Annotated in this window: 10 protein-coding genes; 5 read left to right on the top strand and 5 right to left on the bottom strand. The window is 42.2% G+C overall.

Going from position 1 to position 15,405, the window contains the following annotated elements:
- Positions 1-141: 141 nt before the first annotated feature.
- Together AC3E9V_RS16270 and AC3E9V_RS16265 are read right to left on the bottom strand one after the other, a co-directional pair.
- Positions 142-1,785, bottom strand: a complete 1,644-nt coding sequence (locus AC3E9V_RS16270) for a glycosyl hydrolase (RefSeq protein WP_488749195.1) — start codon at positions 1,783-1,785, stop codon at positions 142-144.
- Between the two features lie 95 nt (positions 1,786-1,880).
- Positions 1,881-5,159 (bottom strand): VCBS repeat-containing protein, encoded by a 3,279-nt coding sequence (locus AC3E9V_RS16265; RefSeq protein WP_488749194.1) that lies wholly within the window; start codon positions 5,157-5,159, stop codon positions 1,881-1,883.
- A gap of 354 nt (positions 5,160-5,513) precedes the next feature.
- On the opposite strand from AC3E9V_RS16265, the gene AC3E9V_RS16260 reads away from it, so the two are divergent.
- The 4 genes from AC3E9V_RS16260 to AC3E9V_RS16245 are packed head-to-tail and all read left to right on the top strand — an operon-like array spanning position 5,514 to position 9,668.
- Positions 5,514-7,163 (top strand): glycoside hydrolase family 28 protein, encoded by a 1,650-nt coding sequence (locus tag AC3E9V_RS16260; RefSeq protein WP_488749193.1) that lies wholly within the window; start codon positions 5,514-5,516, stop codon positions 7,161-7,163.
- A gap of 2 nt (positions 7,164-7,165) precedes the next feature.
- Positions 7,166-7,915, top strand: coding sequence for a rhamnogalacturonan acetylesterase (locus AC3E9V_RS16255; protein ID WP_488749192.1), 750 nt, complete (start codon positions 7,166-7,168; stop codon positions 7,913-7,915).
- On the top strand, positions 7,912-8,709 hold the full coding sequence (locus AC3E9V_RS16250; RefSeq protein WP_488749191.1) for a rhamnogalacturonan acetylesterase: 798 nt from the start codon (positions 7,912-7,914) through the stop codon (positions 8,707-8,709). Before AC3E9V_RS16255 ends, AC3E9V_RS16250 begins: the two co-directional genes overlap by 4 nt.
- On the top strand, positions 8,706-9,668 hold the full coding sequence (locus tag AC3E9V_RS16245) for a pectinesterase family protein (protein ID WP_488749190.1): 963 nt from the start codon (positions 8,706-8,708) through the stop codon (positions 9,666-9,668). The genes AC3E9V_RS16250 and AC3E9V_RS16245 overlap by 4 nt, the downstream gene beginning before the upstream one ends.
- A gap of 137 nt (positions 9,669-9,805) precedes the next feature.
- Here the strand turns inward: AC3E9V_RS16245 and AC3E9V_RS16240 are convergent, their stop codons facing one another.
- The gene (locus AC3E9V_RS16240; RefSeq protein WP_488749189.1) at positions 9,806-10,984 is read right to left on the bottom strand and encodes a glycoside hydrolase family 88/105 protein; all 1,179 of its coding nucleotides are present in this window, start codon (positions 10,982-10,984) and stop codon (positions 9,806-9,808) included.
- 96 nt (positions 10,985-11,080) lie between these two features.
- Between AC3E9V_RS16240 and AC3E9V_RS16235 the strand changes: the two genes are divergently transcribed.
- Positions 11,081-12,043, top strand: coding sequence for a DUF6807 domain-containing protein (locus AC3E9V_RS16235; protein ID WP_488749188.1), 963 nt, complete (start codon positions 11,081-11,083; stop codon positions 12,041-12,043).
- A gap of 186 nt (positions 12,044-12,229) precedes the next feature.
- Here AC3E9V_RS16235 and AC3E9V_RS16230 read toward each other — a convergent pair whose 3' ends face one another.
- Together AC3E9V_RS16230 and AC3E9V_RS16225 are read right to left on the bottom strand one after the other, a co-directional pair.
- Entirely contained in the window at positions 12,230-13,882 is a 1,653-nt protein-coding gene (locus AC3E9V_RS16230; RefSeq protein WP_488749187.1) for a UxaA family hydrolase, read from the bottom strand.
- Positions 13,883-13,887: 5 nt separating this feature from the next.
- Positions 13,888-15,303, bottom strand: a complete 1,416-nt coding sequence (locus AC3E9V_RS16225) for a tagaturonate reductase (protein ID WP_488749186.1) — start codon at positions 15,301-15,303, stop codon at positions 13,888-13,890.
- Positions 15,304-15,405 lie beyond the last annotated feature (102 nt).

The raw sequence follows: 15,405 nt of genomic DNA, 5'->3' as shown, positions 1-15,405 counted from the left end.
TGTTTAAAGTTTCCAAATTTGACATTTGGTACATACTTTAATCCCGGCCGGGCAGGCATATCAGTTGGACTGCGCGTCCCGATGTTGCTCAATAATTGGGTTGAGACTGCGCGTGCGGACGGCTAGTCCCCGACATCATGCTCATTTCATGAACTTTCCGGATTCCACCCAATCATTGCCACGAACAATGATCTGATAAATTCCGGAAGGAAGCCCCCGGATTTCCAGCTTCGTTTCCATTTCAGCAACTTCGGTTTTTAAAACCTGCTTACCCTGGAGGTCATAGATCTCGATGGTATTTCTACTGTCAAAAGAGGTCTTGAGCGGGTTCATTTTTACCGTCAATGTCCCTTCAGCAAAAGTAGGGTAGCATACAAAATGTCTGTTTTTTTCTTTGAGTGCTAGTGGCGTTGGGAGAACAGGCTCCCCATCAATAACATGGAAGGTCTGAGTGGTGGTGGCGCCACAAGTGTTGGTAAAGGTAGCCGTTGCAGTACCCAATCCATTCATTGAGACGATTTGTTCAGTGAGTGAAACTTCCGGGTCTGTAGTAGTCCCATACCCTGACCAACTCCAGGTTCCTTTGTCTTCGGTTTCTACTCTGAATTTGAGGGTTGCCCCACTTCCCAGTACTATTTTATTATCTTCAATCCATTCACCTTCATCTATCTGTGTAAATGCCGCAATCACGGAAGCATTGCAATCGTCACTCCATCCGTAGGCAGCCATGATATCAGGTAATTCATCATGAGTTACCACCAGGTGATTTTCATACTGTTCTTTGAGATAATCCGTCTCGATGCCTTTCAGCCAGTCCGTATGCCAAACCATCCACCAGGACCACATTGCACCATCCACAATACATTCCTCCGCATTGGGGATGTTTCCGGTTTCGTGAAAGGTGATAGGATAGTTATTTCCATCTATCGATCCCAAAACATCATTATACATGCTGAGGTATGAGTTCGGGAGTCCATCGTAGTTATCAGCTCCGGCAATATCTACATATTCATTTCCGGGGAACCATGCACCATCAGGATCTCCAGTGTAACAGAGTACCCAAATCAGGTTATTTAAACCCCTTTCTTCAACAAGATATTTATACATGGTGACCCAGAGCAGCTTAAATTTCTCAGGACCTTCTTTGCTCCACCAGAACCATCCTCCATCCAGCTCGTGAAAGGGTCGCCACAAAACCGGGACGTTTGCATCTTCCAGTACCTGTAGATAATCACCAATTCGCTTCAGATCAGCCCAAAAATCTTCATGCTCCGGAGTATTTTGAATAAAGCATTGATCGATATCGATGGTGGCTTTACTGTTTTCGTAACCTTCTCCCACTCCGGGAGCCCCCCAATGCCACATCATGGTGGTAATACCTCCATTTTTCCAATAGTCTATGGCTTTTTGGTTTTCTCCCGGATTTTGAGGCTCGTTTATGTAATCAAAACCTGCAATGGCTGGTTTTTTTCCTGTTTTTGAGATGACATAATCAATCTCATTGATGCCCCATGGAGCCCACATCTGTCCTGACAGGATCTTCTTTCCAAACATGTCCTGGATGTATCGATATAAAGCCACGGCTTCAGGAGAAGGGTTTGGAGTACTTAAGACATCCGAAGGACCAAAGTCAAAAGCTCTTCTTGCATCTGAAGATCGGAGGTGTGGTGACTTATCAAGCGTATTTCCCTCTACTTCTACATCTGAAATGGAAATGCTATCATTTTGTGCAATTGAGAGCGTAGAAATGAGCAATAATCCAAAAAAAGATATGATGTGTTTCATAATCCAGCTGGGCAAGTTTTGACGAACCTTACAAATAAAGTGAGGGTTAAATCAAGTTGCCGGATGAATTTGTTTGAGATTTAGGGCTTATTTGTTCATGGAAGAGGGTTTTGTACTTCCTTTAGCTGAAATATTCTTACTGGTCCGTTATTTACAGCATAAATAAGCCTATTTCCGTCATTTTGAATACTGCGAATATCAGCCTTTAAGGATATTCCGCTTTTCAACGGATCAACCACACTAAAACTCCCTGAACCATCCCCTAAGAACACAAATCCCGTATTTCCTGAAAGCCTGCCTGTTCTTGCTCTTGCAACTTCCAGGTTACCACCGGTCACCAGATCCAAATCACCATCTCCATTTATATCCATTGCAGCCATCGCATAAAGAGGAGCATATTGCATTTCCTTAGGTAGAGATCGCGGTACGAATCTTCCGGACTCATTACTGAAGTACATGGTTTCAAAACTGGTAGCATTCAGTTTCTGAGCTTTCTCCAATTGGTACTTATCAAAAACATCCTCAATCGTTGCTCTGGCATAACTCTCGTAATCTGTAAACTTTTTTCTAAGCACGGCCAATTGTTGCAAGAGTTCATCGCGGGTGGGGTATGGGTAGCTTTTGCCCTGGATGTAATAAGTTATAACTGGATCAATAGCTCCATTTTGATCAAAATCGGCATAGTACAACTCTACAGGTTCATTCAGAGTTGGCTTCATCTGGGTATTCATGCCGACGTTTCCAGCTATCAGATCCCGATCGCCATCATTGTCAAAATCGGCAAAACAGAGGGTATTCCACCAACCTGTCTTTTGTTGGTCAAAATAGGTATCTGAGGCATCTGAAAGCTGATCATTTTTATATTCAAATACTTTTATTGGCATCCATTCTCCTGTTAAGACCAACTCCTCCTTTTCATCTCCGTTCAGGTCTACCCATTCGGCGATTGTCACCATACCAAGGTTTTCCAGTTTTGGATCTTGATACAGATCAAGATTTCCATTGCCATCATTGATCAGTAAGTGAGAAGTTGGCGAAAGAGGATATTTCCCCGGAATTATCCTTCCCCCAATAAACAGATCAATGTCTCCGTCTCCATCCATATCTGCCGGGGCTACTTTAGAACCACTGGTTAACATTTTGGGAAGCTCCTTTTCAGTAAACTGGCCTGTACCATCATTTATATACAGCCGGTCCTGTAGTGCTTCGGAACTTTCACTAAATTCATATCCACCATTTACTACATACAGGTCCTGATCATTGTCGCCATCCACATCTATAAATACAGCATCTGTACCTTCAGACTCACTGCTTTCAGAAAAAATCTTGTTTGCTGATCTGATGTAGTTTCCTGACTTCACCTGTAAAAACAGTTCACCTGGCTGACCTTTTGCTCCTCCTAAATAGATATCATTCAATTCGTCTCCATTTACATCGCCAATAGCCATCGCAGGGCCTTCTCTGGAATACATTCGAGGAAGTAAAGCCTGCACTTTAAAGTCAACAAATACGTTTTCCTGATGATGAAAGTCAATCTTGTCAGATATATCAGTAAAGAATGTTGAGGGATCCCTTCCAGCCGCGAGCCTGGTAACATTTGCCTCAGCCTGGCGAAGGGTTAAAGTTTGGTTTGTATTTACCTCTCTTAGTACCTGAACCTCACCTGTGGGCCAAATAATTTTAATGGAATCATATTTTTCCAGCTTTCCTGAGCCAATATGTAAAATGGGATCTACTGAAGATTGGAATCCTCTGACCGGATACTGCTCTCTTAAAAACAATTTATTAGCAGTGTAGAAATAAAGCTTACTGCCAATACCAAAAGTGTTTTTGCCTTTGCCCTCCAACTTTACTTTCAGGTACCTGCTTTTTGTCTTTGGTATAGTCTTATTTTCATAAATACCTGCATAATCATTGATGTCATTTGTGATAAGATCCAGGTCACCGTCATTGTCAAGGTCTGCATATATAGCGCCATTTGACAAGGTTGGGCTGTTCATGCCCCACTCAGATGATTTATTTTGAAAGTACAGACTATCCGTTCCTTTGTAAATGTAATTATGAAGATTGGAAACCGGCATTTTGTTGATCAGATCGGCCATTTCTTCCCGCTTATCGGTGCCTTGAAGCGTTTTTTTATCGTTTCGGTATTTGATGTAATCTTTATTGTTGAGGTCTCGCTTGAATCCATTGGTAACGAAAAGGTCATTAATCCCATCATTGTCATAATCTGCAAGAAGTGCAGCCCAACTCCAGTCTGTGCTCGCAACGCCAGTCAACTGGCCAACTTCACTGTAGTTTCCGGCTCCCTGATTGAGATGCAGCATATTTCGCATGTACTGGTGATGTAGCCCTGCATCTACAGCTTGTCTATATGCATCATAATTATCTGGTGAAAGGAGTTGCTTCTGACGGAGATTATCTTCCGGAAGCATATCCAGTGTAAATATGTCCTGGTATCCATCATTATTAATATCTGCTATATCCAGCCCCATAGAAAACTTCGAGATATGAGTCATAGCAGAATCTATAATGTCGATGAAGAACTTACCTTTCTGATTTATTAGCATTCTGTCAGGCCCGGTGTAGTCACAGGAGGTATAAACATCCGTCCAACCATCTCCGTTAAAGTCTGACAACGCGATTCCAAGGCCGTAGTTTGATGCAGGTCCGTAAACGCCAATTGAATCACTAACATCGATAAATTTACCGTTAATATTTTCGAAAAACTTGTTTCCCACGTATGGGTACCGTTTAGTATTGTTCCTTATGGATATATCAAAAGAGTTGGAAATGGTCAGAAGAGAGTGATTCAATAAGAACATATCCAGGTCACCATCCTTATCAAAATCAAAGAATGCGGATTGAGTAGAGAATGAAGGGTCATCCAATCCGTACTCGGCTGCCTTATCAGTGAAGGTCAGATCTTTATTGTTGATCAGTAAACTGTTTCTTCGCTGTTTAGGGTCCCGCAAAGCAGAGCGGCATACATAGATATCCAGGTAGCCATCTCCGTTCACATCCACCATGTTGACCCCGGTTTTCCAGCCATCAGGGAGTGCGGTACCAGACTGATCTGTAATGTCCTCGAATTTCCAATTTCCTTGATTTAAATAGAGTTTGTTTGATTCACTATTGCTGGTAAAGTATAAATCGGTTAACCCATCGTTATCGATATCACCTGCAGCTACTCCTCCACCATTATAAAAATATTCATAGACCAGAATATTCATATTAACACTCTCCTTATTGGTGTTCACAAACTCAATACCCGTCTTGGAAGGGGAGAGCTTTTTAAATCCTGATCCGGGGTTTTCACAGGCAATCAAAAAAGAAAACAAAACAAGAATAAAAAGTTTACCTGATGGTTTCATTAGGATAAGTATGAAATGGTCCGGGATGATAAAACTAGTTAGAATAACCTGAGTAAACCGTATCAAATGTTTATAATAAGGTCTTAGAAAAGCTTCATGTTATTACTAGTGGTAATTTAGTTCAACTATTTTCCCCTTAAACAGGAAACTCATTTATGATTTTAAGCTCCCAGGTATGAGCTTATCCCAATTCCACAAAATGTTTCCTGAAACAAAAAGATTGTAAAGTATAAATGTTACTTTGGATAGTATAATTTCGATTTAAAAGGAGTTTTTTGAAAAAATTATTGCGTCAGGCATACATCTTGTCAGCTTTTTACTATCTTCGAAATTGTACAATCGATTGCGCAAACTATGAAATACTTAAGCTTTATTTTTCTCTTAGCCTCATGTATAGGCTGGGCTCAGGAAACACAAGAGTCGATCTATGACGGGGTGGAATTTGATATGCCGCGAGTCGTGGTGCCAACCTTTCCTGATCTGACTGTTTCGGTTACAGATTTTGGGGGAATAGGAGATGGAAAGACCGATAACAGTGATGCTTTCAGAAAAGCTATCGAAGAACTTTCCGGTAAGGGCGGAGGAAAGCTGGTTGTCCCCAGAGGAATTTGGTTAACTGGACCCATCACTTTGAAAAGTAACATCAATTTACATCTTGAGGGTGGTGCCTTATTGCTCTTTAGTGATGATTTTGATCAATATCCTTTGGTGAAAACAAGTTTTGAGGGATTGGAAACGGTACGATGTATATCCCCCATAAATGGAAATAATCTGGAAAATGTGGCCATTACCGGCTCAGGAACCATTGACGGATCAGGAGACGCCTGGAGGCCTGTTAAGAAAAGTAAGCTAACAAGCAGTCATTGGAATAAACTGGTAAAGAGTGGTGGCGTTCTGGGTGAGGATGAACGGATCTGGTATCCTTCAGAGAAATCTAAAAGGGGAGCAGAAGGAACCGGAAATTTCAATGTGCCCGATATGGAATCTATGGAAGACTATGAGACTGTAAAGGATTTCCTGCGTCCCGTGATGATCAGCATTGTCAAGTCTAAAAATGTCCTTTTAGACGGACCAACATTTCAGAATTCTCCGGCATGGAACATTCACCCCTTAATGTGTGAAAATGTGATCATCCGGAATGTCAATGTACGTAATCCCTGGTATTCACAAAATGGAGATGGCCTGGATCTTGAGTCGTGCAAAAATGCACTGATATACAACAACACCTTCGATGTGGGAGATGATGCGATGTGTATCAAATCCGGTAAGAATGAAGATGGCCGAAAACGCGGCATGCCGACAGAGAATGTGATCATCAAGAATAACATTGTTTACCATGGGCATGGTGGTTTTGTAGTCGGTAGTGAGATGTCCGGAGGGGTGAAAAACATTCATGTGTCCAAATGTACGTTTATGGGGACAGATGTAGGGCTGCGCTTTAAAAGTACACGTGGCAGAGGTGGAGTTGTAGAAAATATTTACATCTCGGATATCGACATGACGGATATCCCTACCGATCCTATCCGGTTTAACCTGTTTTACGGTGGTCAGTCCCCTATTTTGGAGGACGATCAGGAAGCTCCGGAAGTAGATGAAGAACTGGTGCCTGTTACCGAAGAAACCCCTTCATTTAAAGATATATACATTAAGAATGTAACGTCCGTCGGTGGTGGAACAGCAGGTTATTTTCAGGGCTTGCCTGAAATGAATCTCAAAAATATCAATCTGGAAAACGTAACTCTTGAAGCTAAAAAAGGAATTTCTATGGTAGATGCGGATGGAGTTACATTTAGTAATGTAAAAGTGGAAGTTGCGAAAGGCTACCCATTGACGATTTATAATGGGAGGAACGTGACCATTACAGAATCGGATTTTACTTCCCTGGAGAACAATCAGATCCGAATACTGGGTGCCAAATCCGAAGCAATATCAATTAAAGGTATTACGAAGGAACAGTTTAAAGTGGGAGATGAGGTATCCGGGAAAGCATTAAAGATCAAATAACTATGCAGAAATTTTTGATCCTGGTATTATGTCTGGTGGTATTTGCCTTTTCATTCAGGCAGGAAGACCCTTTGACCATCTATTTAGTAGGAGACTCGACCTGTGCTGATAAGGATCCGGATGCTTTTCCGGAAATGGGATGGGGCACGCCCTTTAAGACTTTTTTTAACAAGTCTGTAACCATTGAAAATAGGGCTAAGAATGGCCGAAGCACCAAATCCTTTATGGAGGAGGGTAGATGGAGCGATGTTTTAAACTCTTTGAAGCCTGGTGACTTTGTTTTTATTCAGTTTGGGCATAATGATGAAGTACCCACTAAAGTAGGACGCTACACCACTCCGGATGAATTTCAGAAAAACCTAAAGAAGTATATTGATGATACACGAGTCAAAGGGGCTAGCCCGGTTTTATTAACCCCGGTATCCCGACGGTCATTCAATGATTCCGGCGCTCTTGAAGATACCCATGAGCAATATGCCGATCTGGTGAGAAAGGTAGCTGTTAAAGAAAATGTTCCTTTAATTGATATGACTGAGAAATCAATGAAGCTGATTAAAGCGTTTGGGTTAGATAAGTCCAGACTGCTATTTCATCACCTGGAAGCAGGAGAACATCCCAATTATCCAGATGGGAAAGAAGACAATACCCATTTCAATGAGCTGGGTGCTCGCAAAATGGCACAGCTGGTGCTGGATGGTATCCGGGAGCTTGACCTGACACTTGAGCAGTACATAGTAAAAGGTAAAAGATGATGACCCGATTGAATAAAATTGTATTGGTTTTAGTGGGTCTTCTTTTAGGGTGTGGTCAGAAGGCTGATGATGTGATAACCGTATTTTTGATCGGTGATTCTACCATGGCAGACTATGCTGATAATTATGACCCTGGCAAAGACTATTATAAAACCAGATATCCGGTTACGGGCTGGGGACAGGTTTTCCAGGAGTTTTTTACGGGAGCTGATCTGAGTGAATTTTCTGATCTGTTTACGGCAGACTCGGTGGTGATAGATGATCGTGCCAGAGGAGGAAGGAGTACCCGGACCTTTTTCCAGGAAGGACGCTGGAGAAAGGTATATGAATCACTGGAATCGGGCGACCTGGTCCTAATGCAGTTTGGCCACAATGATGCTGCTGAAAGCAAGCCTGAACGTTATGTGAATATTGAAGGGTATAAAGAGTTTCTAAGACTGTTTGTGCTCCAAACTCGTCAAAAGGATGCCACCCCAATCATTTTGACACCTGTTTGTCGGAATTACCCATGGGAGGATGGCCACCTGGAAAATGTACACGGTGAGTACCCATTGGCCGCCAAAGAGGTCGCTGCGGAGATGGATGTTTTGTTAATAGACCTGAATCAACTTTCTATGGATGCCTTTTCTGAAAAAGGCAAGGAGTATGTCACCGAAAAGTACTTTATGAATTTGCCTGCTGGTGAATATGAGGCGTACCCCGAAGGTCAAAATGACAATACACACTTTCAGCCTGAGGGCGCCAGAGCCGTAGCTGGATTGGTTTTTGAGGCATTGAAACAACTGGAGCGATGAGGGAATATCTGTTTTTGGTAGTGCTTTTTTCTTTTTTGATCTGTGATGGGCAGGAAAAAAAGCTGGAATATGATTTTGTGGTAGCTGCTGACGGAACGGGTGATTTTACAACTGTGCAGTCAGCCATAGATGCTGTTCCTCATTTGAGAAAAAACAGGACCTGTATTTTTATCAAAGCTGGTATTTACAAGGAGAAGCTCATACTCCCATCCACCAAAACCAACGTGACTTTTATTGGCGAGGATCTGGAAAACACAGTGCTCACCTATGACGATTTTGCCAGCAGGAAAAATCGGGTTAATGAAGAGGTCGGAACATCCGGTTCCAGCTCCTTTTACATATTTGGAGATGGTTTCGTAGCAAAAAACGTCACTTTTGAGAACAGTGCCGGACCAGTAGGGCAGGCTGTGGCAGTGAGGGTAGATGGTGATCGGGTAAAGTTTGAAAACTGCCGGTTTCTGGGCAATCAGGACACATTATATCCACATGGAAGAGGGAGTCGGCAGTATTATAAGGATTGTTATATCGAAGGTACAGTCGATTTTATATTTGGCTGGTCTACAGCGTATTTTGAAGACTGTGAGATCTACTGTAAGAGAGACGGTTATATAACTGCTGCGTCTACTGAGGAGGGGACTGCTTATGGATTTGTTTTTAAAAACTGTAAGATCACAGGTAGTGCTCCTGAAGGCTCGGTCTATCTCGGTCGTCCCTGGAGACCTTATGCGAAGACTGTATTCATTAACTGTGATCTTGATGCCCTGATCCGACCTGAGGGCTGGCATAACTGGAACTCTCCTGAAAAGGAGAAAACGGCTTATTACGCTGAATATAATAATTTCGGTACCGGATATAAACCACAGGAACGAGTCAGCTGGTCACACATCCTCACTGAAAAGGAAGCCTCTCAATATGCTATAGAAAATGTTTTAGGGGATTGGGTTAAGGAAAACAAATAAAAACCCGCCAAAGACTTGCGTCTCTGACGGGTAATCTGCCACATTCAATTCTCTCTTTACCCATCATACCCAAAGCGGAAATATGCCTTTGCCATGACATGAAATCTGCATGAGCTGAACGAAGGTTTTGCTTCAGATCAGAATTCCATTTCAGAAGCTACCATCAGGATGGCACAAAGTCCATGAGTCGAATTTTCAAGCCGTTTTTTATTGAGATAATCCTCATAGGTGTCTTGTATGCCCATACCTTCCACCACATCAAAAATGACCGGATGACCTTTTTCTATTTTGATTTTAGATTGGATACCTTCCCAGCCTTTTTCTGCTACTGTCAGATACTTTTCGTCGAGTACTCCGAGCCTGATTCCTTTTTTGATCGCATAGACAAACATGGCTGAGCCGGATACTTCATGCCAGTTTTCTTCATCACCTCCTCTGTCTAATACCTGGTACCAAAGCCCGGTATCGGGGTCCTGATATCGCTCAATTCCTTTTACTATCTTTTCTAAGGCGCTTTGAAAAACCGGGCGATTCTCATTTTCCTGAGGCAGCACTTCCAGAATGTCTACCATAGCCATGGCAAACCAGCCCAGTCCCCGAGACCAGTAAAACCCGGATTGACCGGTAACAGGGTCTGCCCAGGAGGCATTTTTATTGGAATCCCATCCGTGATAAAACAGGTCAGCCTCAGCATTATAAGTTTTTTCAGCAATAAGGCTTACCTGCTTCGCAGCCTCATTGTACTCATCTAAAGAATCACCAAATACCGTCCCATACCTGACCAGAAATGGCTGAGCCATATAAATCCCATCCAGCCACATTTCCGTTTCATACTTTTGCTTATGCCAGAAGCCACCTTCTTCGGTCCTTGGTTGATTATCAAATTCAGCCCTGATCTTATCAGCTGCAATCCTGTATTTTTCATCACTGAATTCCCTGATAATAGGAAAGAGGATAATCCCCGGATGTAATTTATCCAGGTTGTTGGATTCAGGCTCCAGGTCATAGATGTCCCCGGTATCACTTACATATTGATCTACAAAGTTTTTGATATAATCAAGATAGCGCTTATCACCTGTCTGGTTGTATACCTTTTCTATTCCATGCAGGATGATGGTATTGTTATATTCCCACCCTTTGTTACTTAAAGTATTCGGATCTTCCCAGTTGGTGAGAATGTAATCTGCAAATTGAGTTGACCATTTTTCAGGTTTGGTTTCTGAGGTTTCCTCGCCTGACTTCTTTGTTTGATTACAAGCAAGAATGATCAAAAAAGAGAGAAGAAAAAATAATCGGTTAGTACTTAGGGTATTCATTGTTTTCTGTGTATATTTTACATAGTAAATATACTTTAATTGTGGCAGGAAACCATGTCAGATCCTGTTTTAATGGTATTTAAATTGGTCCGTAAAATGAATCTTCGAATTATGAAAAGAGGCATTAATTTTTTACTGATAATTCTGGTTATTCTGGTCAGCTCTTGCCAGAAAGGGGGATTTGAGGTGAAAGAAAAAGTATCCGGGTTATCACTTTACTTTGATGGTCAATTGATCACCAGGTACCTTTTTGCAGACTCATTACAAAAGACCTGTTTTCATCCGCTGAATTTACCAAATGGCAAAGGCTTTGTCCGAAGTTATCCGCTCGAAGAGGAGAGGGGTGAAAGTACTGATCATTTGCATCATATCGGGCTTTGGTTTTCTTATGGGGAAGTAAATGATGTGGATTTCTGGACAACTACCTGGGACAACTATGGTGAAAGCAACAGACATGGAAAAATCAAATCCATAAATGTGAATTATGAAATTGTTGAACCCAATGAAGTTTTGGTAAAAACCGAAAATCAATGGGTCACACTTGATAGGGAAAAACTGCTCACAGAATATGCTGTGAATCGGTTTTGGATGAAGGATTTGCAGCTTATTATTGATCGGGAAACAAAGTTAGTGGCAGGTGAGGTACCTCTTAGGTTTAAGGATTCTAAAGAAGGAATGTACGCCATTCGTGTAGCAGATAAACTAAGACAAGACCAAAACGGGCTGTATAAGAATAGTGAAGGACAAACTGGGGATGCGGTATGGGGCCAGCGGGCAAAATGGGTTATGCTTGAAAATCAAGAAGACACTTCCTCGGTTCTTTTTATTGACCACCGGGAAAACGTCAATTTTCCAACCTACTGGATGGCTCGCGGATATGGCCTTTTTAGTGCAAATCCCCTGGGACAGGCTGTTTATGAAAATAGTACGGATTCCCTGAACCTGATCCTGCAGCCTGGAGATTCTGTAAAGTTTAGTTACAGGGTTGTATTATCAGACCGAAAGGTTAAAGAAAGTGAGATCCACGCACTATTTGATGGTTTTCAGGAAAGAGACTAAAGGGCACCTCTGAAAACCCATTTATGGCCGTAAGCATAAAAATCAAAGATTTTTATTAATGACTCTTTTTGAATTATATGTCGTTGTATTTCAATCACTTAATAATTCCATTAGGCTCATGAAATACGCCTTATCTAATTCAAAAATAGTTCACTTTTCGGCGCATTCTGAGTTTTTAGAGGTGCCCTAAAGCGAAACACCCCGTTTCCACGGTATAAAATCATGCTGCTCCAACTCCACCGCTTTAGCAGTTTTCCTGCCACTGGCTACTTCGATTATGTGATCAAGGATCTCTGCACCCATTTCTTCGATGGTTTTTTCACCTGTGATCACTTTGCCTGTATCAATGTCTATGATATCGGGCATTTTTTGAGCAAGCTTGCTATTTGATGAGAGCTTAAGCACAGGCGTCACCGGGTTTCCGGTAGGAGTCCCCAGACCTGTTGTAAATAAAATTACGTTTGCTCCTGAGCCGGCAAGTCCCGTGGTAGACTCCACGTCATTTCCCGGAGTACAAAGCAGGTTCAACCCCGGGTTGTTTGCATATTCCGTATAGTCCAGTACATCTGTTACCGGCGAGGTCCCACCTTTTTTAGCAGCGCCGGCAGATTTCATAGCATCAGTAATCAGACCATCCTTGATATTTCCCGGGGAAGGGTTCATATCAAATCCGGATCCTGCGGCTACAGCTGCTTTTTCGTATTTACGCATGATATCTACAAACTTATCTGCAATCCTATCATTGGTCATCCGGTTGATCAGCTCTTGCTCCACTCCGCACAACTCCGGGAATTCTGAGAGGATGGCTTTTCCACCCAGGGCCACAACAAGGTCGCTGGTATACCCGATAGATGGGTTAGCAGAAATTCCTGAAAACCCATCCGATCCACCGCATTCCAGGCCAATGGTAAGCTTACTGAGAGGTGCCGGTTTACGTGTTTGATTATTTGCTTCTACAAGCGCCATAAATGTTTTGGTGATGGCTTCTTTTAGCATTTGCTGCTCCGTACCGGATTGCTGCTGTTCCAGGATGATGACAGGCTTCTTAATGTCCGGGTTGATGGCGTGAAGGGCATCTGTAAACATTTTGACCTGGGCATTTTGACACCCAAGACTAAGTACGGTTGCTCCGGCCACATTCGGGTTGTTGACATATCCGGAAAGCAGCCTGCAAAGTGTTTCAGCATCATGCCGTGTACCACCACATCCTCCCTGGTGGGTGAGAAAACGAACGCCGTCTATGTTTTCAAAGACTCTTTTGCTTTTTGTAGCATTTGTTTCAACCGGACTAACCAGGTCCACGTTACCATCTTCCAGCTCGTTGCGCTCATACCGATCGACCAGGGTAGTTACCATATTGACGTACGGATCCTCTTTTTCAAAGCCCAGCGCTTTATTAAAGGCTTTTTTGATTGTTTCTATATTTCTATTCTCGCAAAAGACGAGAGGAAATACCAACCAGTAATTGGCTGTGCCAACCTGGCCATCAGGTCTATGGTACCCGTCAAAAGTGGCCTTCTCCCATTTAGAAACATCGGGTTTAGACCAGGTGGTTTGTGTACGATCGGTAGCGCTAAAGGACTCAGACTTATGTATAAGATTTTCGGTAGTCACGGCCTCTCCTTTTTTAATGGGATACTTGGCCATACCAACCACCACGTTATACATTCTTACTTCATCTTCTTTGTCAAAGTCCTTCAATGCGAACTTGTGCTTTGCACTGATCGTATGAAGAAGACGTATTTCATTACCGTTTACAGAAACGACCGTACCAGTTGGTAAATCTGTTAATGCTACAGCTACATCGTCGTTTTCGTGAATGGTTATCGCTTGAGTCATAATTATTATATATTCAAAAGTACTTCTTTCATCTGGTCAGAACTGATAGCTGAGTAGTGTTCCTCTACCAGGGCTGACAGACCGGTGACAGTGGTTAAGTCCTGATCCCAAAAGTCTTTATTAGAAAGTACATTGTTAATCATTTCGCTTTGAGGTAATGATTTCTGAGTATTAAAAAACTCCAGAACACTATCATTATCCTTCATAGATTCTGTTTTCTCTAAATATAGCTTTATAAGGCATGCCAGAGAAAATACCAATCGGGTTGGTAATTTTCCTTTGATCTTAAAGTAATCTAAAATCGTGGGCAAAACCCGAACTTTAAATTTAGATATAGAATTTAAAGCAATTGACATTAGCTCATGTCTGATAAACGGATTTTTAAACCGGGATATAATTTCCCCGGCAAAGTCGTTGGGGTCTTCTCCCGGTATTTGGATAGTAGGTACGATTTCGTCAAAGATGATTTCCCGCATCAGTTTACCGGTTTCTTCATTGTCCATTGTTTCACTTACCGTTTCCAGACCATGGAGGAGTCCTATGGGTACCATGGATGTATGCGCTCCGTTAAGGATACGGACTTTTTGAGTTCGGTATGGTGTGATGTCTTTCACATATTTCACATTCAAACCAATCTCATGTGCAGGAAAAAGGCGTTTAACCTCCTCGGGGGCCTGGATAACAAATAGATGAAATGCTTCAGATTTAACAATGAGCTTATCCTGATAGCCAATTCTCTTTTCGAGCGTTTCAGCTTCTTCCTTCGGGTATCCGGGTACGATTCTGTCCACCAGGGTGTTTGCGAAAAAACAGTGATTTGAAATCCACTCTTTAAAATCTTCACCAAGATCCCACTGGTCAACGTATTTAAAGATACATTCCTGAAGCTTAGTACCATTCTTTTCGATGAGCTCACAGGGAACCATCGCAACGCCGGATTCTTGGCTTCCTTTAAAGTGGTCAAATCGATGTTTTAATAACTGAGTAAGCTTTCCTGGAAATGTTTTTGCAAGGGCATTTTCACCCGGGTGTTTTTCGGATTCATAAACAATGCCCGCCTCGGTAGTATTTGAAAAAATGAGCTTTAATTCCGGTTCCTTTGCCAGGCTAAAAAAAGTATTGAGATCCCTGAATGGGTTGATGGCTTTTGCAATACATTTGATTTTTCGGATCTCATTAATTGTTTTCCCGTTTTCGATGCCCTGGCGCAAATGATGATACAGACCTGCTTGTTTGTCGAGGAATTGGATCATGCCCTGCTCCAGAGGCTGAACTACTGCTACATTCCCGTTGAAATCAGACTTTTCGTTTAGAATGTCAATGATCCAGTCAACAAAAGCTCTTAAAAAATTCCCTTCACCAAATTGGATGACTTTTATTGGCCTTTCAGTTACTGGTGTATTTCTGGTTAATTCTTGCATGGTATAAATAAGTGAAATCTTGATTATTATGGTTGGCCAGATCCTAAAGACACGCTGCAACCTTCATCTTTCCAATTTGCAGTTTTATTTCTGCATCATTGT

The sequence above is a fragment of the Marinoscillum sp. HNIBRBA16962 genome, from assembly GCF_057801515.1.
The sequence above is the reverse complement of the archived record's forward strand: the minus strand, read 5'-3'. Positions and strand labels throughout refer to the sequence as shown.